Annotated in this window: 19 protein-coding genes; 13 read left to right on the top strand and 6 right to left on the bottom strand. The window is 75.0% G+C overall.

Features of this window, described 5'->3' with window-relative positions:
* Window positions 1-199: 199 nt before the first annotated feature.
* Window positions 200-403: a DUF5999 family protein gene (locus AB0C69_RS19925; RefSeq protein WP_345183950.1), complete on the bottom strand. Its 204-nt coding sequence runs from the start codon at window positions 401-403 to the stop codon at window positions 200-202.
* A 280-nt stretch (window positions 404-683) separates the two neighbouring features.
* Between AB0C69_RS19925 and AB0C69_RS19930 the strand changes: the two genes are divergently transcribed.
* From AB0C69_RS19930 to AB0C69_RS19940, 3 genes are all read left to right on the top strand, one after another.
* Window positions 684-1,412 (top strand): (Fe-S)-binding protein, encoded by a 729-nt coding sequence (locus tag AB0C69_RS19930; RefSeq protein WP_345183948.1) that lies wholly within the window; start codon window positions 684-686, stop codon window positions 1,410-1,412.
* A 92-nt stretch (window positions 1,413-1,504) separates the two neighbouring features.
* Complete coding sequence (locus tag AB0C69_RS19935) at window positions 1,505-2,881, top strand: lactate utilization protein B (RefSeq protein ID WP_360355511.1); 1,377 nt, start codon at window positions 1,505-1,507, stop codon at window positions 2,879-2,881.
* Complete coding sequence (locus tag AB0C69_RS19940; RefSeq protein ID WP_360355480.1) at window positions 2,878-3,519, top strand: LUD domain-containing protein; 642 nt, start codon at window positions 2,878-2,880, stop codon at window positions 3,517-3,519. The genes AB0C69_RS19935 and AB0C69_RS19940 overlap by 4 nt, the downstream gene beginning before the upstream one ends.
* A 6-nt stretch (window positions 3,520-3,525) precedes the next feature.
* On the opposite strand, the gene AB0C69_RS19945 is transcribed toward AB0C69_RS19940, so the two are convergent.
* Complete coding sequence (locus AB0C69_RS19945; RefSeq protein WP_360355483.1) at window positions 3,526-4,116, bottom strand: TetR/AcrR family transcriptional regulator C-terminal domain-containing protein; 591 nt, start codon at window positions 4,114-4,116, stop codon at window positions 3,526-3,528.
* Window positions 4,117-4,233: 117 nt separating this feature from the next.
* On the opposite strand from AB0C69_RS19945, the gene AB0C69_RS19950 reads away from it, so the two are divergent.
* Both AB0C69_RS19950 and AB0C69_RS19955 read left to right on the top strand, forming a co-directional pair.
* Window positions 4,234-4,650, top strand: a complete 417-nt coding sequence (locus tag AB0C69_RS19950; RefSeq protein ID WP_360355486.1) for a plectin — start codon at window positions 4,234-4,236, stop codon at window positions 4,648-4,650.
* 165 nt (window positions 4,651-4,815) lie between these two features.
* Window positions 4,816-5,541 carry a maleylpyruvate isomerase N-terminal domain-containing protein gene (locus AB0C69_RS19955; protein ID WP_345183940.1) on the top strand — a complete coding sequence of 242 codons (726 nt, stop codon included), beginning with the start codon at window positions 4,816-4,818 and terminating at the stop codon, window positions 5,539-5,541.
* Here AB0C69_RS19955 and AB0C69_RS19960 read toward each other — a convergent pair.
* Window positions 5,489-6,862: a nitrate/nitrite transporter gene (locus AB0C69_RS19960; protein ID WP_360355488.1), complete on the bottom strand. Its 1,374-nt coding sequence runs from the start codon at window positions 6,860-6,862 to the stop codon at window positions 5,489-5,491. The two genes, AB0C69_RS19955 and AB0C69_RS19960, sit on opposite strands and share 53 nt — an antisense overlap.
* A gap of 190 nt (window positions 6,863-7,052) precedes the next feature.
* Here AB0C69_RS19960 and AB0C69_RS19965 point away from each other — a divergent pair, with 190 nt between their 5' ends.
* Window positions 7,053-7,301 carry a hypothetical protein gene (locus AB0C69_RS19965; RefSeq protein WP_345183963.1) on the top strand — a complete coding sequence of 83 codons (249 nt, stop codon included), beginning with the start codon at window positions 7,053-7,055 and terminating at the stop codon, window positions 7,299-7,301.
* 98 nt (window positions 7,302-7,399) lie between these two features.
* Here AB0C69_RS19965 and AB0C69_RS19970 read toward each other — a convergent pair whose 3' ends face one another.
* On the bottom strand, window positions 7,400-7,894 hold the full coding sequence (locus AB0C69_RS19970) for an NUDIX domain-containing protein (protein ID WP_353835621.1): 495 nt from the start codon (window positions 7,892-7,894) through the stop codon (window positions 7,400-7,402).
* Window positions 7,895-8,185: 291 nt separating this feature from the next.
* On the opposite strand from AB0C69_RS19970, the gene AB0C69_RS19975 reads away from it, so the two are divergent.
* From AB0C69_RS19975 to AB0C69_RS19990, 4 genes are all read left to right on the top strand, one after another.
* Window positions 8,186-10,294 (top strand): molybdopterin oxidoreductase family protein, encoded by a 2,109-nt coding sequence (locus AB0C69_RS19975; RefSeq protein WP_360355491.1) that lies wholly within the window; start codon window positions 8,186-8,188, stop codon window positions 10,292-10,294.
* A 101-nt stretch (window positions 10,295-10,395) separates the two neighbouring features.
* Window positions 10,396-10,788, top strand: a complete 393-nt coding sequence (gene nirD, locus AB0C69_RS19980; RefSeq protein WP_360355493.1) for a nitrite reductase small subunit NirD — start codon at window positions 10,396-10,398, stop codon at window positions 10,786-10,788.
* Window positions 10,772-11,986, top strand: coding sequence for a uroporphyrinogen-III synthase (locus AB0C69_RS19985; protein WP_360355496.1), 1,215 nt, complete (start codon window positions 10,772-10,774; stop codon window positions 11,984-11,986). The genes nirD and AB0C69_RS19985 overlap by 17 nt, the downstream gene beginning before the upstream one ends.
* Complete coding sequence (locus AB0C69_RS19990) at window positions 11,979-12,710, top strand: CbiX/SirB N-terminal domain-containing protein (protein ID WP_360355499.1); 732 nt, start codon at window positions 11,979-11,981, stop codon at window positions 12,708-12,710. Before AB0C69_RS19985 ends, AB0C69_RS19990 begins: the two co-directional genes overlap by 8 nt.
* Here AB0C69_RS19990 and AB0C69_RS19995 read toward each other — a convergent pair.
* Window positions 12,662-13,189: a MarR family transcriptional regulator gene (locus AB0C69_RS19995; protein WP_360355502.1), complete on the bottom strand. Its 528-nt coding sequence runs from the start codon at window positions 13,187-13,189 to the stop codon at window positions 12,662-12,664. The genes AB0C69_RS19990 and AB0C69_RS19995 overlap by 49 nt on opposite strands.
* Before the next feature lie 116 nt (window positions 13,190-13,305).
* On the opposite strand from AB0C69_RS19995, the gene AB0C69_RS20000 reads away from it, so the two are divergent.
* From AB0C69_RS20000 to AB0C69_RS20010, 3 genes are all read left to right on the top strand, one after another.
* Entirely contained in the window at window positions 13,306-14,289 is a 984-nt protein-coding gene (locus tag AB0C69_RS20000; RefSeq protein ID WP_353835576.1) for an ATP-binding cassette domain-containing protein, read from the top strand.
* A gap of 7 nt (window positions 14,290-14,296) precedes the next feature.
* Window positions 14,297-15,184, top strand: coding sequence for an ABC transporter permease (locus tag AB0C69_RS20005; RefSeq protein ID WP_345183920.1), 888 nt, complete (start codon window positions 14,297-14,299; stop codon window positions 15,182-15,184).
* Between the two features lie 92 nt (window positions 15,185-15,276).
* Window positions 15,277-16,464, top strand: coding sequence for an esterase-like activity of phytase family protein (locus AB0C69_RS20010; protein WP_360355505.1), 1,188 nt, complete (start codon window positions 15,277-15,279; stop codon window positions 16,462-16,464).
* Between the two features lie 79 nt (window positions 16,465-16,543).
* On the opposite strand, the gene AB0C69_RS20015 is transcribed toward AB0C69_RS20010, so the two are convergent.
* The coding region (locus tag AB0C69_RS20015) for an RNA polymerase sigma factor (RefSeq protein WP_360355508.1) at window positions 16,544-17,403 on the bottom strand (860 nt) is incomplete at its 5' end.

A 17,403-nucleotide genomic window follows, 5' to 3' on the forward strand; every position in this document is an offset into this window, starting at 1 on the left:
GGACCGCGTCGTGCGCGTCCTCCGGCCCGTCGACGGCGCACGTCACGTACGCGGTCGCCTCGGGGATCGGATGCAGGCGGGGTGCGGACGGGCCGGCGGTAGAGTCACTCCGGGCCCGGTGCGGGCCCAGAGACCGGTCGTGGGCGGGCGTGCCCCCGAGGATGATCACCCGTTTGAACTAGTCCCCCGTGGAGACCGCTCAAGCGGCGGACGTGGCCTGCGCGTCCGTCGGCCGGTGCGGCGCGATGACTCCCCCGTCGGGCAGCAGCTCACCGGTGTCCTCGAACAGCACGACCCCGTTGCACAGCAGGCTCCACCCCTGTTCGGGGTGCGAGGCCAGCGTGCGGGCGGCGTCGCGGTCGGGTGCGTTGTGGGAGGGACAAGGCGGCTGGTGCGGGCACATGGCGTGCCTCCGGTCTCAACTACTGGTCGGTCGTGGTGCTTTCCTGTTCTGACGCACCCAAGTGTGGAGTGGTTCGCCCCCACCGGCCATAGCCCGTTGGGACGGTTGTCCATTGGTTCCGGAGTACCGGTCGGGTGTGATCCCTCCCACTCCCGGGGCGCCACGCAGTAGCGTGCCTCCCGCGCGATAACGGACGAAGAACGACACGCCGCCGGAGGCTGAAACCCCTACGATGTTCGGCGGGGGAACGGGCTCTGCGGGGGCGGGGGGAGTGAGGCCGGTGCGGGTCGCGCTGTCCGTCGCGTGCTTCGAGGACGTGCTGTTCCCCGGCACCGCGAAGGCCGTGACCGTGCTGCTGGAGCGGCTCGGGCACGAGGTGGCGTTCCCGCCGGGGCAGACGTGCTGCGGCCAGTTCCACTGGACGGCCGGCTACCACCGCGAGGCGGCCGGGCTCGCCCGCTCCCACGCGGCCGCGTTCGAGGGCTGCGAGGTCGTGGTGGCGCCGTCGGCGTCGTGCGCCGCGACCGTCCGCGCCGACTACCCGAAGATCGCCCGTACGGCCCGCGACCCCGGCCTGGCCCGCGCCGCCGAGGGCCTCGCCGTCTACGAGCTGACGGAGTTCCTCGTCGACGTCCTCGGGATCACCGACGTGGGCGCGTACTTCCCGCACCGGGTCACCTACCACCCGTCCTGCCGGTCCCTGCGCACTCTCGGCGTCGGCGACCGGCCGGTGCGGCTGCTGCGCGCGGTGCGGGGCCTGGACCTCGTGGAGCTGCCGTCCGCGGGGGAGTGCTGCGGGTTCGGCGGCGCGTTCGCGATGAAGAACGCGGACGTGTCGGTCGCGATGGTGGCCGACAAGGTCCGGCACGTCCGCGCCACCGGGGCGGACGTGGTCTGCGCGGTCGACGACTCGTGCCTGGCCCACATCGGCGGCGCGCTGTCGCGGCTGCGCGGCGGCGTCCGGACGATGCACCTGGCGGAGATCCTCGCGGAGACGGGGCCGGTGTGACGGCCTCCTCTCCGGGGACGCCGCCGTCCTCCGGCAGGAGCGGACCCGTCCCGGCGCCGAGGCCGAAGTTCGCCGCCGCCGCACGGCCGGAACTGGCCGACACGCGGCTGCGCCGCAACCTGCGCGGCGCGACGGCCGCGCTGCGGGAGCGGGAGGCCGCCGCGGCGGCCGAGGCCGCCGACTGGGAGCACCTGCGCGAGGCCGGACGAGCGATCAAGGACGGCGCGCTGCTCGACCTGGACGCCCATCTGGAGGAGCTGGAGCGGGCCGTCACCGAGTCGGGCGGCACCGTGCACTGGGCGGCGGACGCGGCGGAGGCGCGCCGCGTCGTCACCGGCCTGGTCCGCGCGACGGGCGCCAGGGAGGTCGTCAAGGCCGCGTCCGCGACGACGCGGGAGATCGGCCTGAACGACGCGCTGGCCCGCGCGGGCGTGACCGTCCGCGAGACCGGCGTCGCCGAGATGGCGGTGCAGCTCGGCGAGGACGCGCCGTCCCACCTGCTGTCCCCGGCCGCGCACCGCGACCGCGCGGAGATCGCGGAGGTGTTCCGGCGCGCGGTCCCGGCCGCCGGGCCGGGCCCGGCCGACGATCCCGAGGCGCTGGCCGCCGCCGCCCGCGCCCACCTGCGCGACCGCTTCCTGCGCGCCCGCGTCGCGGTCACCGGCGCGAACTTCCTGGTGGCCGAGACCGGCACCCTGGTCCTGCTGGAGTCGGAGGGCAACGCGCGGATGTGCCTGACGCTCCCGGAGACGCTGATCAGTGTCGCCGGTATCGACAAGGTCGTCCCGACATGGGATGACATGGAGGTGTTCCTCCAGCTCCTGCCGCGCTCGTCGACCGGCGACCGGATGACCCCGTACGTCTCGACGTGGACGGGCGTGACGCCGGACGACGGGCCGCGCGCCTTCCACCTCGTCCTGCTCGACAACGGCCGCACCCGCGCGCTCGCCGACGAGGTCGGCCGCGCCGCCCTGCGCTGCATCCGCTGCTCGGCCTGCCTGAACGTCTGCCCCGTCTACGAGCGGACGGGCGGGCGCCCCTACGGCCCCGTCCACCCCGGCCCGATCGGCGCGGTGCTCACCCCGCTGACGCGGGGCGTGGAGAGCGCCGCCGACGCGTCCCTGCCCTACGCGTCCACGCTCTGCGGCGCGTGCGCCGACGTCTGCCCCGTGAAGATCGACATCCCGGACCTGCTGGTGCACCTGCGGGGGAAGGTGGTGGAGTCGCGCCGGAGGCGCCCGGTCCCGACGCCCGAGATGGCGCTGATGCGCGGCCTCGCCTGGACGCTCGGCGATCCGCGCCGCCACGAGGCGGCGGTGCGGCGCGGCGCACGCTGGGCGCGGCTGCTGTCGCGCGGCGGGCGGATCCGCCGCCTCCCGGGCCTGCTCGGCAAGTGGACCGAGGCCCGCGACCTGCCCGCGCCGCCGGCCGAGAGCTTCCGCGGCTGGTGGGACAGGACGCGGGCATGAGCTCGCGCGAGGAGGTGCTGCGCCGGGTCCGCGAGGCGCTCGGCGGTGCCCGCGGCCCGCGCCCGCCGGTTCCGCGCGGCTACGCCCGGCGGCCGGCCGCGACCGACGCCGAGACCAGGGCCGACGTCCTCGCGCTGTTCACCGAGCGGGTCGCCGACAACCGCGCGGCGGTCCGGCACGTCGGCGCGGACGAGGCGGGCACGGCCGTGGCGGCCGCGCTGTGGGGGCGTGAGGTCAAGCAGATCGTCGTCCCCGCCGACCTGCCCTTCGGGTGGCTCGCCGAGCTGGACGGCGTGCGGGCCCTGGCCGACGCCCCGGCGGTCGACCTCGAGACCCTCGCCGCGTCGGACGGCGTCGTCACCGGGTGCGCGGTGGCCGTCGCGCAGACGGGCACGGTCGTCCTGGACGGCGGCCGGGCGCAGGGCAGGCGGGCGCTCACCCTCGTCCCCGGCTACCACCTGTGCGTGGTGCACGCCGACCAGATCGTCGGCACGGTCCCGGAGGCGGTCGGGCGGCTCGACCCGGCGCGCCCGCTGACGTGGATCAGCGGGCCGTCCGCCACCTACGGCATCGAGGCGGCGCGGGTCGAGGGCGCCCACGGCCCCCGGCACCTGGAGGTCATCCTCATCGAGGACTGACCGGTTCTAGCGCACGCCGCCGAGGACGACGCCGAGGCCCGCGCGGAAGCGGGCGTCCCAGTCGACCGCGCCGTCCTCGCCGGAGGCGATCCGGGCGGCGGCACCGTCCTCGGCGGTGCCGCGCACCTCGAGGGCCGCGTGGCCGATCACGTAGCCGAGCAGGGTGTGCGCGGCGACGGCCGCGGCGTCCTCGGCGACGCCGCCGCGGCGCAGCACCTCCCGCAGCGACGCGAGGGTGGCGGCGAGCGCGGCCGGGTTGCGGCGGGTGACGACCAGGGGGAGGACGCCCGCGTGGGCCAGCAGGCGCTCGCGGTAGCCGTCCGCCCATGCCCGCAGGACGTCCTGCCAGCGCCCGGAGGCGGACGTGTCGGCCGGGGCGGCCGCGACGTGCGCGACCAGGCCGTCCAGGAGCTGCTCCTTGCCGCGGGGGAGGTGGTGGTAGATCGCCATCGCCTCGACCTCCAGCGCGTCGCCGAGGCGGCGCATGGTGAGGCGGCCGAGTCCCTGGCCGTCCACGATGCGCAGGGCCGCCTCGACGATCCGCTCGGTGGACAGGGGGGCGCGGTTCTGGGCGTTGATGCTGGGCTGCCTGACCATGAGGACAGACCTTACTACGTAAAGGGCCGAAGCCGGGTGTCCGCCGCCGCAACACGCCGGGACCCCGCGTACGCTTACCTCGATCGAACACTGCACGACCGTCGAGGGAGTACCGCCATGCCGCTGGGCCGCCGGGTGAGCAAGGACGTCGCCGAGCCGTACGAGGCCGACCAGCGGCTGGCCGCCGAGTACGACGACAGGCTCGCGGCGGCGGGCGACGCGGAGCGGGCGCTGCGCGACGCGCAGGCGTCCGGCGCCGCCGAGCCGGAGCTGGGGGAGCTGACGGTCGCGTTCGACCGGGCGATGACGGCCGTGCTCGCCGCCGCCGAGGCGGCCGAGCGGGTCGCGATGGGGCCGAAGGTGTACTCGACGCCCGCGCAGGACGCCAAGACACGCCGCGCCGCCGAGATCGCCTACCGCAAGGCCAAGGCGCGCCCGGCGGTGCGCCCGTGGACCGACGAGGTCGACCGCCTGCGCACGGCGCGCGAGGCGCACCGGCTGAGCTTCAGGACGCGGCCCGCCACCCGCGTGTGAGCCGCCGCGGGCACGCGGCGACACGGCGTCACCGGGTGGCACGGGCCACCGAACTTTGAGAGTCTGCCCTCTCCGGGGAACGCCGGGGGTGCTCGCGCCGCACGTTCGCGCCTGCGCGTCCCGGCGGGGAGGGCACAGGGTGCTCTGGACGTTGGGGGATGTCACGTGGAGCGCACGCCGCCGGACCGGTGCCGCGTACTGGAGTCCTACCAGGACGGCGTGAAGGCGATCATCGCCCTGGCGGAGACCGTCGCCGACTGGGACGTGCCGACTCCCTGCGCCGACTGGCAGCTGATCGACCTCGCGGGGCACCTGCGGTGCGTCGCGGAGAACTTCCTGGAGTACCTCCAGGACGCGCCCGACAGCCGGCTGGCGAAGCTGTTCGCGCAGGACGCGGCCACGGCGGTGCTGATCAGGCAGCAGGCGCGGCAGAACGCGGCCGAGCTGGCGGTGCTGCCGCCCGAGCCCGGCCCGGAGCGGATCCTGGCGTTCGGGGTGTCGGCGGGGGCGTACGCCGACCTCATGCCCGACATGTGGGACCGGACGCACCTGATCTACCGGGGCACCAAGTACACGGTCGGCGACCACGCGGGCGCGGCGTGCGTGGAGTGGCACCTGCACGCCTGGGACATGGCCCGCGCGATCGGGGCCGACTACCGGCCGCGCGACCCTGACCTGCTGGTGCCGGCGTGGCACTGGGGCGTCCCGCACCTGCCGCTGGAGCCGGGGGACGCGTGGGAGGCGGTGCTGCGCTCCTCGGGCCGCTCGCCGCGGTGGCCGGACCCCGGGGAGGGGCCCGGCCGGGCGCGGCGGCGGCGCTCGGGCCGGCAGTCCGCCGTCAGACGCCCGCCGGCCTCCCCGGGCGGGCCCGCAGGTAGACCAGCCAGGTGAGCGCGCAGCACACGGCGTAGAAGGCGATGAACGCGATGTACGCGCCGTCGCCGGTCCCGTAGGTCAGGAACGACTGCCGGAACGCGATGTTGACCAGGACGCCGCCGAACGCGCCGACGGCGCCCGCGATGCCGATCAGCGCGCCGGACAGGCGGCGGGCCTCGTGCTCGGCGGCGTCCGGGTCCCCGCCGTCCGCGACGCCGTCGTGCGCCTTCGCCCTGAAGATCGCCGGGATCATCTTGTAGGTGGAGCCGTTGCCGAGGCCGCTGAAGGCGAACAGCAGCACGAAGCCGGTGAGGAACAGCCCGAGCGACCCGAGCCGCGAGGCGGTGAGCACGAGGGCCGCCGAGACGGCCATCGCCACGAAGGTCGCGAAGGTGACCTTGGCGCCGCCGAGCCGGTCGGCGAGCCACCCGCCGCCGGGGCGGATCAGCGACCCGAGCGCGGGGCCGAGGAACGTCAGGTAGGCGGCCTTGATCGGCGTGTCGAACTCGGCCGCGAACTGCACCTGCAGGACCTGCCCGAACGCGAAGCCGAACCCGATGAACGACCCGAAGGTGCCGATGTAGAGCACCGACATGATCCAGGTGTGGCCGTCCCGGCAGACGTCGCGCATGGCCCGCCCGTCGTTGCGGGCGTGCGCGAGGTTGTCCATGGCGAGGGCGGCGCCGAGGGCGGCGAGGACGATGAACGGGATGTAGACGCCCGCGACGAGGCCGGGGTGGTCCTTGCCGGCGGTGGCGAGGACGGCCAGCCCGACGAGCTGGACGACGGCGACGCCGAGGTTGCCGCCGCCCGCGTTGATCCCGAGGGCCCAGCCCTTGAGGCGCTGCGGGTAGAACGCGTTGATGTTGGCCATCGAGGACGCGAAGTTGCCGCCGCCGACGCCCGCGACGGCCGCCAGCACCAGCAGCGTGGTGAACGAGACGCCCGGCTCGATGAGGACGGCGGCCAGCACCGCGGGGACGAGCAGCAGCGCGGCGCTGAAGATCGTCCAGTTGCGGCCGCCGAAGCGGGCGACGGCGAGGGTGTAGGGGATGCGCAGCGCCGCCCCGATGAGCGCCGGGACGGCGGTGAGGGTGAACTTGCCGGCCGGGTCGACGCCGTAGGCGGGGCCGAGGAACAGCACCAGCACCGACCACAGCGTCCACACCGAGAACCCGATGTGCTCGGAGAAGATCGAGAACACGAGGTTGCGGCGGGCCGTCCGGGAGCCTCCGGCGGCCCAGAAGGCGGGGTCCTCGGGGCGCCAGTCGTCGATCCACCGGCCCTTCGGCGGACGGGTGCGCTCGGCGCGCGCGGCTTCGGTCGTGGCGGTCATCAGGGGGTCTCCTTGGGTCGCTCGGACGGCCCGACCGTAGGAATCCGGGGTTTCGCCCGTGTGTGACCGGTCATACGGCAGTGATAACTCCGCTGCACAGCGTGTCCCGCCCGCTGTGAGGTGCGGGGTAGACCCGGGCGCGCCCGGGTAGGCACCCAGGGGGAGGCGGCGGGGGAACGGAGACGTGACGATGGGAACCTGCGAGGTCTGCGGGAACGAGTACGCGATGGCGTTCGAGGTGCACGCGCAGGGCCAGGTGCACACGTTCGACTCGTTCGAGTGCGCGGTCACCAAGATGGCGCCGATCTGCGAGCACTGCCAGTGCCGCATCATGGGGCACGGCGTGGACGTGGGCGGGCACTTCTACTGCTGCGCCCACTGCGCCCATGCCGCGGAGCCGGAGCGCGCCCGCACGATCCAGGACGCCGTGTCGGTGTAGAGCGCTGCGGAGATAGGCGCGGTGCGGCTCCAGCCGCGATACGGGTGGGGCCGTGTCGCGGGTGCGGGCGGGGCGCCGGAGCGACCGCCCGGCCCGGTTCAGGCGCGGGCGGTCCCGAACGCCTGCTCGCGGCCGTCCTCCAGGTAGACGGCGCTGCCGGCGGCCATGGCCCGCAGGCTGGGCTCCATCCGGCGCGACACGTGCGGCGGCGCGAGTTCGGGGACCTTCTCCGGTGCCACGAGGATGTGGTCCGACAGCTCCTCAGGGGGCAGCCGGATCGCCGCGATCTCCTCGCCGGTGATGGTGCCGCCGAACACGAAGACGTTGACCGCGTCGACGCCGTCGTCGCGCGGCGATCCCCAGTCGACGCAGGCCAGGCCGTGCAGCCGGGGGACCAGGCCGAGCTCCTCCTCGCATTCGCGCACGCACGCCGACAGCGGGGACTCGTCGGCCTCGATCACCCCGCCGGGCAGGAACCAGCCCTCGCTGTAGGTGGGCTTGACCAGCAGCACCCGCCCCAGGTCGTCCAGCAGCAGGGCGGCCGCGGCGCCGCGGGCCCGCGGCAGGGAGGCGTAGTAGGCAAGGTCGGGCATGCTCCGAGGTTAAGCGTGATCACCCCGGACCGGTTCCGGCCGTCCCGGGACGGCGGCCGCATCCGTCCGCGAGATCGCCGGAGCACCGCGAATCCGTTCGGCAACCGGGCAAAAGGCAACGAATAGGCCATGACAGGGATCGACAACGCTTGACACGCGTTCGTCAAGGCGTGTCGCGGTTCCGCGGGCCCGACTCCTTGACATCGCCGGGCGCGCGGGGGTGAAGGGCATTTAACGCCGGGGTCACGCGCGGGACTCGCCGGTGAAACCGGGCGCGCCGACTCTCGGCGGATGGCCGAGACTCCCACGCACTGCCCGTACTGCGCCCTGCAGTGCGGCATGACGCTGCACGACGGCGGTGCGGAGCCCCTGCGGGTGACGCCGCGCGACGACGTGCCGGCCAACGGCGGGGGGCTCTGCCAGAAGGGGTGGACGGCGGCCGAGGTGCTCACCGTCCCCGACCGGCTGACCGCGCCGCTGATGCGCCGGGACCGGGACGCGCCGCTGGAGCCGTGCGGCTGGGACGAGGCGCTCGACCGCGTCACCGCGGAGGTCGGGCGGCTGCGCGAGCGGCACGGGCCGGACGCCGTCGCGGTGTTCGGCGGCGGCGGGCTGACCAACGAGAAGGCGTACCAGCTCGGCAAGTTCGCGCGGATCGCGCTCGGCACCTCCCAGATCGACTACAACGGGCGCTTCTGCATGTCGTCGGCGGCCGCCGCGTCCGGGCGGGCGTTCGGCCTGGACCGCGGCCTGCCGGGCCCGGTCACCGACCTCGCGGCGTCCGGCGCGGTCCTGCTCGCGGGCGGCAACCCGGCCGAGACGATGCCGCCGTTCATGCGGCACCTGGCGCGGATGCGCGAGGGCGGCGGCGCCCTCGTCGTCGTGGACCCGCGCCGCACCGCCACCGCCCGCCAGGCCGACCTGCACCTGCAGCCGACGCCCGGCACCGACATCGCGCTCGCCAACGGGCTGCTGCACCTGGCGCTCGCCGAGGGCCTGGCCGACGAGGAGTACATCGCGGCCCGCACCACCGGGTTCGACGCCGTCCGGACGGTCGCCAACGCCTACTGGCCCGACCGCGCCGAGCGCATCACCGGCGTGCCCGTGCCGCTGATGCGCGAGGCCGTCCGGCTGCTGGCCCGGGCCTCCCGCGCCCACGTCCTCACGGCGCGGGGGTCCGAGCAGCACGCGCGCGGCACCGACACCGTCAGCTCCTTCATCAACCTGGCCCTCGCGCTCGGGCTGCCGGGCCGCGAGGGCTCCGGGTACGGGTGCCTGACGGGGCAGGGCAACGGGCAGGGCGGGCGCGAGCACGGCCAGAAGGCCGACCAGCTGCCCGGCTACCGCAGGATCGACGACCCGCAGGCCCGCGCGCACGTCGCCGGGGTCTGGGGCGTCGACCCCGGCGCCCTGCCGGGGCCGGGACGGTCGGCCTACGAGCTGTTGTCGGCGCTCGGCACCGAGGACGGCCCGAAGGCGCTGCTGCTGTTCGGGTCCAACCCCGTCGTGTCGGCGCCCCGCGCCGCGGCCGTGCAGGAGCGGCTCGGCGCGCTCGACCTGCTCGTGGTGGCGGACTTCGTGCCGTCGGAGACCGCGCGGCGCGCCGACGTCGTCCTGCCGACCGCGCAGTGGGCCGAGGAGTCGGGGACGATGACGAACCTGGAGGGCCGGGTGCTGCGGCGTCGCCGCGCCGTCCGCCCGCCGGGCGGCGTGCGCACCGACCTGGAGATCCTCGCCGCGCTCGCCGAGCGGCTCAGGGCGCCGGGGGAGTGGAGCACCGACCCGCGGGCGGTGTTCGGGGAGCTGCGCCGCGCGAGCGCGGGCGGCCCCGCCGACTACTCCGGCATCACCTACGAGCGGATCGAGGCCGAGGGCGGGGTGTTCTGGCCCTGCCCGTCGCCGGACCACCCCGGAACGCCGAGGCCCTACCTGGACCGCTTCCCCACCCCCGACGGGCGGGCGCGGTTCGTCCCCGTCGAGCACCGCGGCGCCGCCGAGGACGTCGACGCCGACTACCCGGTGTACCTGACCACCGGGCGCGTCCTCGCCCAGTACCAGTCGGGCGCGCAGACCCGGCGCGTCCGGCGGCTGGCCGAGGCGGCGCCGGGGCCGTTCGTCGAGTTGCACCCCGACCTGGCCGGGCGCCTCGGCATCGAGGACGGCGCCGGCGTGCGGGTGGAGAGCCGCCGGGGCGCGGCCACCGTGACCGCGCGGCTGACCGGCTCGATCCGCTCCGACACCGTCTTCATTCCGTTCCACTGGGCGGGGGAGGGCCGCGCGAACCTGCTCACCAACCCCGCGCTGGACCCGGTCTCGCGGATGCCGGAGTTCAAGGTGTGCGCCGTCCGGCTGCGGCCCCTGCCCGCCGAGGGGGACGGCGCCGCACCCGGCGCGAGGTGAGCCCCTTTTAACACGGCGGTGACAAAGGAGACCCAACCGCGAAACCGCCCCTTCCGAGTATCGGACCATCGGACAGTTCCCCGCCAGGAGGTTGCCGCGCGATGACCACGACACCCGAAGCGACGATCGTCAGGGAGCGGGCGGGCCGGCCCGCGGCCCGCTGGTTCGACATCTGCTCCTACGCCGGCCTGACCCCCGAGCGGGGCGCCTGCGCGATGGTGGACGGGACGCAGGTGGCGATCTTCCGGACCTTCGACGGCGGCCTGTACGCGCTGTCGAACCTCGACCCGTTCAGCGGCGCCTACGTGATGTCGCGGGGGATCCTCGGCACCAGGGACGAGGCGCCGACCGTCGCGTCCCCCATGTACAAGCAGGTGTTCGACCTGCGGACCGGGGCGTGCCTGGACGACCCGCGGGTGGCGCTGCCGACCTTCCCGGTCCGCCGCTCCGGGGACCGGGTGGAGGTGGCGCTCACCGATGAGCACCGGCAGTGAGCCGCTGGCCGGGTTCGCCGTCGGCGTGACCGCGGCCCGGCGCCACGAGGAGCTCGCGACGCTGCTGGAGCGGCGCGGGGCGAGGGTCGTGCTGGCGCCCGCCATCCGCCTGGTCCCGCTCGCCGACGACGCCGAGCTGCTGGAGGCCACCCGGGCGTGCCTGTCCGGGCCCCTGGACCACGTCGTGGTCACGACCGGGATCGGTTTCCGGGCGTGGCTGGAGGCGGCCGACGGGCACGGCATGCGCGAGGCGCTCATCGGCCGCCTGGCCGAGACCGACATCCTGGCGCGGGGCCCGAAGGCGCGCGGCGCGATCCGGTCCGCGGGCCTGCAGGAGCGCTGGTCACCGGACTCGGAGGAGTGCGCCGAGGTGATCCGGCACCTGCTGGACCGGGAGCCGGCCGGGGCGCGCGTGGCCGTGCAGCTGTACGGGGAGCGCCAGCCGGAGGTGATCGCGGCCCTGCGCGCGGCCGGCGCCGAGGTGATCGAGATCCCGGTGTACCGCTGGTCGCGGTCCGAGGACTCCACGCAGCTGCGCCGGCTCGTCGGGCAGGCGGTCGCGGGCACCATCGACGCGATCACCTTCACCAGCGCTCCGGCGGTCGCCGCGACGCTCGCGGTCGCCGCCGAGGACGACCTGGAGGAGGCCCTGCTGGAGGCCCTGCGCACCCATGTCGTGGCGGCGTGCGTCGGCCCGGTCACCGCGCAGGCCCTCACCGAGCGCGGCGTCCCGACCGTCCAGCCGGAACGCGCCCGGCTCGGCGCGCTGGTGCGGGCGCTGGTCGCCGACCTGCCGCGGCGGCGGTCGCGGCGGCTGTCGGTACGGGGCTTCTCGCTGGAGCTGCGCGGGCACGCCGTCGTCCTGGACGGCCAGTTGAGGCCCATCGCGCCCGCGCCCATGGCGATCCTGCGGGCCCTCGCGCGGCGCCCCGGGCACGTGGTGTCGCGGGCGGAGCTGTGCGGGGTGCTGCCGGGCCGGCTCGCCGTCGCGCCCGGCATCAGGGAGGCCTGGGCGCGGGAGGCGCGGCCGCGGGACGCCCGCCCGCAGGCCGACGAGCACGCGGTGGAGATGGCGGTGGCACGGCTGCGGCGCGGTCTCGGCCGGCCCGGCATCGTCGAGACCGTCGTCAAGCGCGGGTACCGGCTGGCGTGCGACCCGCGGATCGCCGACCGGCTCCCGGCGGGCGCCGGTGGCTGAGGCCGGAGGCACGCCGCCCGCGCTGCTCGCGGTGGCGCACGGCACGAGGGACCCGGCGGGGCCCGCGGTGGTGCGGGCGCTGCTGGACCGGGTCCGGGCGATGCGCCCGGGCCTGCGGGTGGCCGAGGCGTACGGCGAGCTGTCCGAGCCGTCGCTGGAGGAGGCGGCGGAGGGGCTGCGCGGCGTCCCGGTGGTCGTGGTCCCGCTGCTGCTGGCGCGCGGGTACCACGCCCTGGTCGACGTCCCCGGCCGGGCGGGCCGCCTGCTGCCGGGGGCGGTGACGTCCCGGCCGCTCGGCCCGGACGCGCTGCTGGCCGGGGCGCTGGCCGCCCGGCTGGCCGAGGAGGACCGGATCTCGCCGGACCGCCGGGACGCGGTCGTCCTCGGCGCGGCGGGGTCCGCCGACCCGGCGGGCGCCGCCGACGTGCGCGCGGCCGCCCGGCTGCTGGCGCGGCGGCTCGGGCGGCCCGTCCCGCACGGCTTCGTCGCGGCGGGCGGACCGCCGCTGGACGAGGTCGTCGCGGGGCTGCGCGGGCGCGGCGCCCGCCGGATCGCCGTGGCGTCCTACCTGCTGGCGCCCGGCCGGTTCCATGACCGGATGCGGGCCTGCGGCGCCGACGCGGTCGCCGCGCCGCTCGGCGCGCACGGCGCGGCCGCCCGGCTGGTCCTGCGCCGCTACGACGAGGCCGTGCTGCCGCTCGCGATCCCGGCGGCGGCCCGCTGACCCGTCCCGTTCCGGCGGGCCGGCTCCTCGTCCGGGGCGGCGAACCGCTCGTCGTGGTGGGCGAGGACCCGCAGCAGCAGCTCCTTGAGCAGGTCGGTCTCGTCGGGCGACAGCGCCTCGAACAGCGCCTCGTCCAGGCGGGCGCGGTCGTCCTGGCACGCGCCGAGGAACAGCCGCCCGTCCTCGGTGGCGTCGAGCGCGTACCGGCGCCGGTCGCCGGGGTCGCGGTGGCGCCGGACATGGCCGGCCGTCTCCAGCGCGTCGACGATGCCCACGAGGTCGCCGGCGTCCATGCGCAGCCGTTCGGCGACCTGGCGCTGCGACAGCGGCCCGTGCCGCGCCACGCACCCGAGCACCAGCAGGTGGGGCAGCCTCGACCCGTCGGGGAGCATCCGGGCGGAGGTGCGGCGCACCAGCCGTCCCGTCTCGAACAGCAGGTAGGTGGGCGACGCGGACAGGGGATCGGGCCGGTCCTCCACGACTGCTCCCTGGGGGTTCTTGGCCGGTCTTATTTCTCTTGACCTGAGAAATAGGTTATCCCTACCGTTGGGTGGCCCAAAATATGGGTGTTCGCTCCATGCGGAGGGAGGCCCCCATGCCGGACGGGGGACCGGCCGTCGAGGTCGACGGCCTGACCAAGAGGTTCGGTGACGTGGAGGCCGTGCGGGGAATCGACTTCACCGTGCGGCCAGGGGAGATCTTCGGTTTCCTCGGCCCGAACGGCGCGGGCAAGTCCACGACGATCAACATGCTGTGCACGCTGCTGCGCCCGAGCGGCGGCGGCGCGCGGGTCGCCGGGTACGACGTGGTGCGCGAGCGCGACGACGTCCGCCGCAACATCGGGCTGGTGTTCCAGGACCCGACGCTCGACGGCTACCTGTCGGGCGAGCAGAACCTGCGCTTCCACGCCGAGCTGTACGGGGTGCCGCGCTCGGTGACGGCCGACCGCATCCGGCAGGTGCTGGAGATGGTCAACCTGTGGGACCGGCGCGGCGACCTGGTGCAGACCTACTCGGGCGGGATGAAGCGCCGCCTGGAGATCGCGCGCGGCCTGCTGCACTCCCCGCGGGTGCTGTTCCTGGACGAGCCGACCGTCGGCCTGGACCCCCAGACCCGGGCGTCGATCTGGGAGTACATCCGGCACCTGCAGGCCGCCGAGGAGATCACGATCTTCATGACGACGCACTACATGGACGAGGCCGAGTACTGCGGGCGCATCGCGATCATGGACTCGGGGCGGATCGTGGCGCTGGACACCCCCGAGGCGCTCAAGGCCGGCGTCGGCGAGGACCGGGTCCGCATCCAGACCGCCGACGACGAGGCCGCGATCGCCGCGCTGAAGGACCGGTTCGGGCTGGAGGCCGTCGTGTCGGAGGGCGCGGTCGCGTTCTCGGTGGCCTCCGGCGAGGCGTTCGTCCCGCGGCTGTTCGCCGAGCTGGGCGTGCCGATCAGGTCGGTGAACGTGGCGCGGCCGTCCCTGGACGACGTGTTCATGTCGTTCACCGGCACCACCATCCGCGACGCCGAGGCCTCGGCGACCGACGGGATGCGCGTCGCGATGCGCGCGATGAGGAGGTGAGGTGACGATGGCGAGCACGGCCGAGAGGGCGGCGGGCGCCGAGGTCGTCCGGGTCAGGGTGCCCGAGCGCGGCCTGCGGCAGGACCTGCGCGCCGTGAAGATCGTCCTGCACCGGGAGCTGATCCGGTTCTGGCGCGACAAGCTGCGGATGGTGTCCGGGCTCGTCCAGCCGGTGCTGTGGCTCCTGGTCATGGGCACCGGGCTGTCCAACCTCATGGCCCGCAGCGGCGGCCCCGCGGGGTCGGTCGACCTGAAGACGTTCATCTTCCCCGGCGTGTGCGCGATGTCGGTGATGTTCACCGCGATGTTCTCCGCCGGGTCGATCGTGTGGGACCGCGAGTTCGGGTTCCTGCGCGAGATGCTCGTCGCACCGGTCAGCCGCGCCGCGATCGTCGTCGGCAAGTGCGTCGGCGGCGCCCTGGTGGCGACCGTGCAGGGCGCGGTGATCGTGTCGCTGGCGGGCCTCGCCGGCGTCCCCTACGACCCGGGCCTGCTGCTGGAGCTGCTCGGGCTGATGTTCGTCGGGGCGTTCGCGCTCACCGGGTTCGGCGTCATGATGGCCGCGCGGATCAACAGCATGCAGTCGTTCTTCGGCCTCATGCAGATGGCGATGATGCCGATGATGTTCCTTTCCGGGGCCCTGTACCCGCTGAACGGCCTCCCGGCGTGGCTGACCGTGCTGACCCGGTTCAACCCGCTCACCTACGCCGTCGACCCGCTGCGGCACGCGGTGTTCTCCCACCTGGACGTCTCGCCGCAGCTGCTGCGGACGTTCGACCCGGGCGTCACCTGGGGCGGCTGGGTGGTCCCGATCTGGCTGGAGATCGTCCTCGTCCTCGGCATGGGCTTGGGGCTGATGGGCGTGGCCATCCTGGAGTTCCGCCGCGCCGACTGAGGAAACGCCGCCGTCACCCGCCGTGATGAAGGATACTGGCCGCGTGCGCGACGCAGCGCACTCGGTCGGACGCGAAGGGTGACGGCGGCAACGTGAACGGGTACAGGACGATATGGCGCGGGGCGGCGGCGACGGCCGCGGTAGTGGCGGCGGTGGCGGGCGCCGCGACCGTGGACGGACCGGTCCGCGCGCAGGCCGCGGACGGGGCCCGGCCCGCGGCCGCGGCGCGGGAGTTGCGGATCACGCGTTTCCTGGGGGAGCGGCGGCTTCCCCACATGGCGAAGTTCAAGGGCACCACGGTCGGCGGGCTGTCGGGCATCGACCGCGACCCGCGCACCGGGACCTGGTACCTGGTCTCCGATGACCGGTGGCGCTACGACCCGGCCCGGTTCTACACCGGCCGTCTGGACATCGACCCCGCGACCGGCGCGTTCACCGGGGTCCGGCTCACCGGGGTGTCCACGCTGCGGGACCCGGACGGCCGCCCCTACCCGGGATTCGGCAAGCCGGGGTCGGTCGACCCGGAGACGATCCGCTTCGACCCGCGGTCCCGGCGCGTCCTGTGGGGCAACGAGGGCGACCGCCCGGACGAGGCGCACGAGGGCATTCCCCTGGCGCCGATGTCGCTGCGGTGGGCCGGACGCGACGGCCGGTACGCCGGTGAGCTGGCCCTTCCGCGGTCGCTGCGGCTGACCGCCGAGCACCGGGGGCCGCGCCGCAACGCCGGCTTCGAGGCGCTGACGTTCACTCCGCACGGCGTCGCGGCGATGGCGGAGGGCCCCCGGTACGAGGACGGGGAGCCGCCGACCGTGCGGCACGGCGCCATGTCCCGCCTCACCCTGTGGGACCGGGCCGGGCGAGTGACGGCCCAGTACGCCTACCCCGTCGACCGCCTCCCGGTCGCGCCGAAGCCGCCCACCGGCGCCGCCGACAGCGGCGTCTCGGAGATCCTCGCCGCCGGGGACCACCGGTTCCTGGCGCTGGAGCGCTCCTGGCTGGAAGGCGTCGGATACAAGGTCCGGCTGTACGAGTTCGACGTGCGGGGCGCCACGGACGTGCTGCGCCGCGACCGGCTCGACCAGGGCGGGCGGTTCCGTCCGGCGCGCAAGCGCCTCGTCGCCGACCTCGGCCGCTACGCCGATCCCGCGCAGAACCTGGAGGCGCTGGCGTGGGGGCCGCGCCTGAGGTCGGGGGAGTGCACGCTGGTGGCCGGCTCCGACGACAACTTCGACCAGCGCGAGGTCACGCAGTTCCTGGCGTTCGCCGTCCGGGGCTGCTGACCGCCGCCGCGCGACGCGCGAGGGCCCGCGGGACCGTGACGGTCCCGCGGGCCCTTCGCGTGCCGTGCCCGGCGGGTGGTCAGACGGCGAAGTCGAGCAGCGGGCGGGCGTTGCTGGGGTGCCGCAGCTTGGACAGCGACTCCTTCTCCAGCTGCCGGATCCGCTCGCGGGTCAGGCCGAGGGCCTTGCCGATCTCGTCCAGGGTGCGCGGCGTCCCGTCGTACAGCCCGAACCGCATCGCCATGATCTTGGCTTCGCGGGGGGACAGGATGTCGAGGGTGCGGCGCAGCTGGTCGGCCATGAGCTGGCGGTCCACCAGCTCCGACGCCTCGGGGCTGTCGGTGTCCTCGATGAGGTCGCCGATGCGGGTCTCGCCGTCCTCGCCGATGGTGGAGTCCAGGCTGATCGGCTGCCGGCTGGTGCGCAGCAGCTCGCGGACCTGCTCGGGGCTCTTGTCCAGCTCGGCGGCCAGCTCCTCGGGGGTGGGCTCGCGGCCGAGGCGCTGGTGCATGTCGCGCTCGACGCGGCTCAGCTTGCTGAGCATCTCCAGGACGTGGACGGGCAGCCGGATCGTGCGGGCCGAGTCGGCGAAGCCGCGCTGGATCGCCTGGCGGATCCACCACATCGCGTAGGTGGAGAACTTGTAGCCCTTGGAGTAGTCGAACTTCTCCACGGCGCGGATCAGGCCGAGGTTGCCCTCCTGGACGACGTCCAGCAGCGACAGGCCGCGGTCGGAGTACTTCTTGGCGACCGACACCACGAGCCGGAGGTTGGCCTCCAGCATGTGGGCCTTGGCGCGGCGGCCGTCGGCGGCGACCCATTCCAGGTCGGCGCGCATGGCGGGGGAGAGGTCCTCGGCCTCCAGCTTGTGCTCGGCGTACAGGCCGGCCTCGATGCGCTTGGCGAGGTCGACCTCCTGCTCGGCGGTGAGGAGCTGGC

This window comes from Actinomadura sp. NPDC048032, from assembly GCF_040653175.1.
GTDB classification, from domain to species: Bacteria; Actinomycetota; Actinomycetes; order Streptosporangiales; family Streptosporangiaceae; genus Spirillospora; species Spirillospora verrucosospora.

Bases quoted from the DNA above. Each gene is read 5' to 3' on its own strand.
- AB0C69_RS19975 (WP_360355491.1), top strand. From the start codon at position 8,186: ATGGCCGAGACTCCCACGCACTGCCCGTACTGCGCCCTGCAGTGCGGC.
- AB0C69_RS19925 (WP_345183950.1), bottom strand. From the start codon at position 403: ATGTGCCCGCACCAGCCGCCTTGTCCCTCCCACAACGCACCCGACCGC.
- AB0C69_RS19985 (WP_360355496.1), top strand. From the start codon at position 10,772: ATGAGCACCGGCAGTGAGCCGCTGGCCGGGTTCGCCGTCGGCGTGACC.
- AB0C69_RS20005 (WP_345183920.1), top strand. From the start codon at position 14,297: ATGGCGAGCACGGCCGAGAGGGCGGCGGGCGCCGAGGTCGTCCGGGTC.
- AB0C69_RS19940 (WP_360355480.1), top strand. From the start codon at position 2,878: ATGAGCTCGCGCGAGGAGGTGCTGCGCCGGGTCCGCGAGGCGCTCGGC.
- AB0C69_RS19945 (WP_360355483.1), bottom strand. From the start codon at position 4,116: ATGGTCAGGCAGCCCAGCATCAACGCCCAGAACCGCGCCCCCCTGTCC.
- AB0C69_RS19970 (WP_353835621.1), bottom strand. From the start codon at position 7,894: ATGCCCGACCTTGCCTACTACGCCTCCCTGCCGCGGGCCCGCGGCGCC.
- AB0C69_RS20000 (WP_353835576.1), top strand. From the start codon at position 13,306: ATGCCGGACGGGGGACCGGCCGTCGAGGTCGACGGCCTGACCAAGAGG.
- nirD (WP_360355493.1), top strand. From the start codon at position 10,396: ATGACCACGACACCCGAAGCGACGATCGTCAGGGAGCGGGCGGGCCGG.
- AB0C69_RS19950 (WP_360355486.1), top strand. From the start codon at position 4,234: ATGCCGCTGGGCCGCCGGGTGAGCAAGGACGTCGCCGAGCCGTACGAG.
- AB0C69_RS19965 (WP_345183963.1), top strand. From the start codon at position 7,053: ATGGGAACCTGCGAGGTCTGCGGGAACGAGTACGCGATGGCGTTCGAG.
- AB0C69_RS19960 (WP_360355488.1), bottom strand. From the start codon at position 6,862: ATGACCGCCACGACCGAAGCCGCGCGCGCCGAGCGCACCCGTCCGCCG.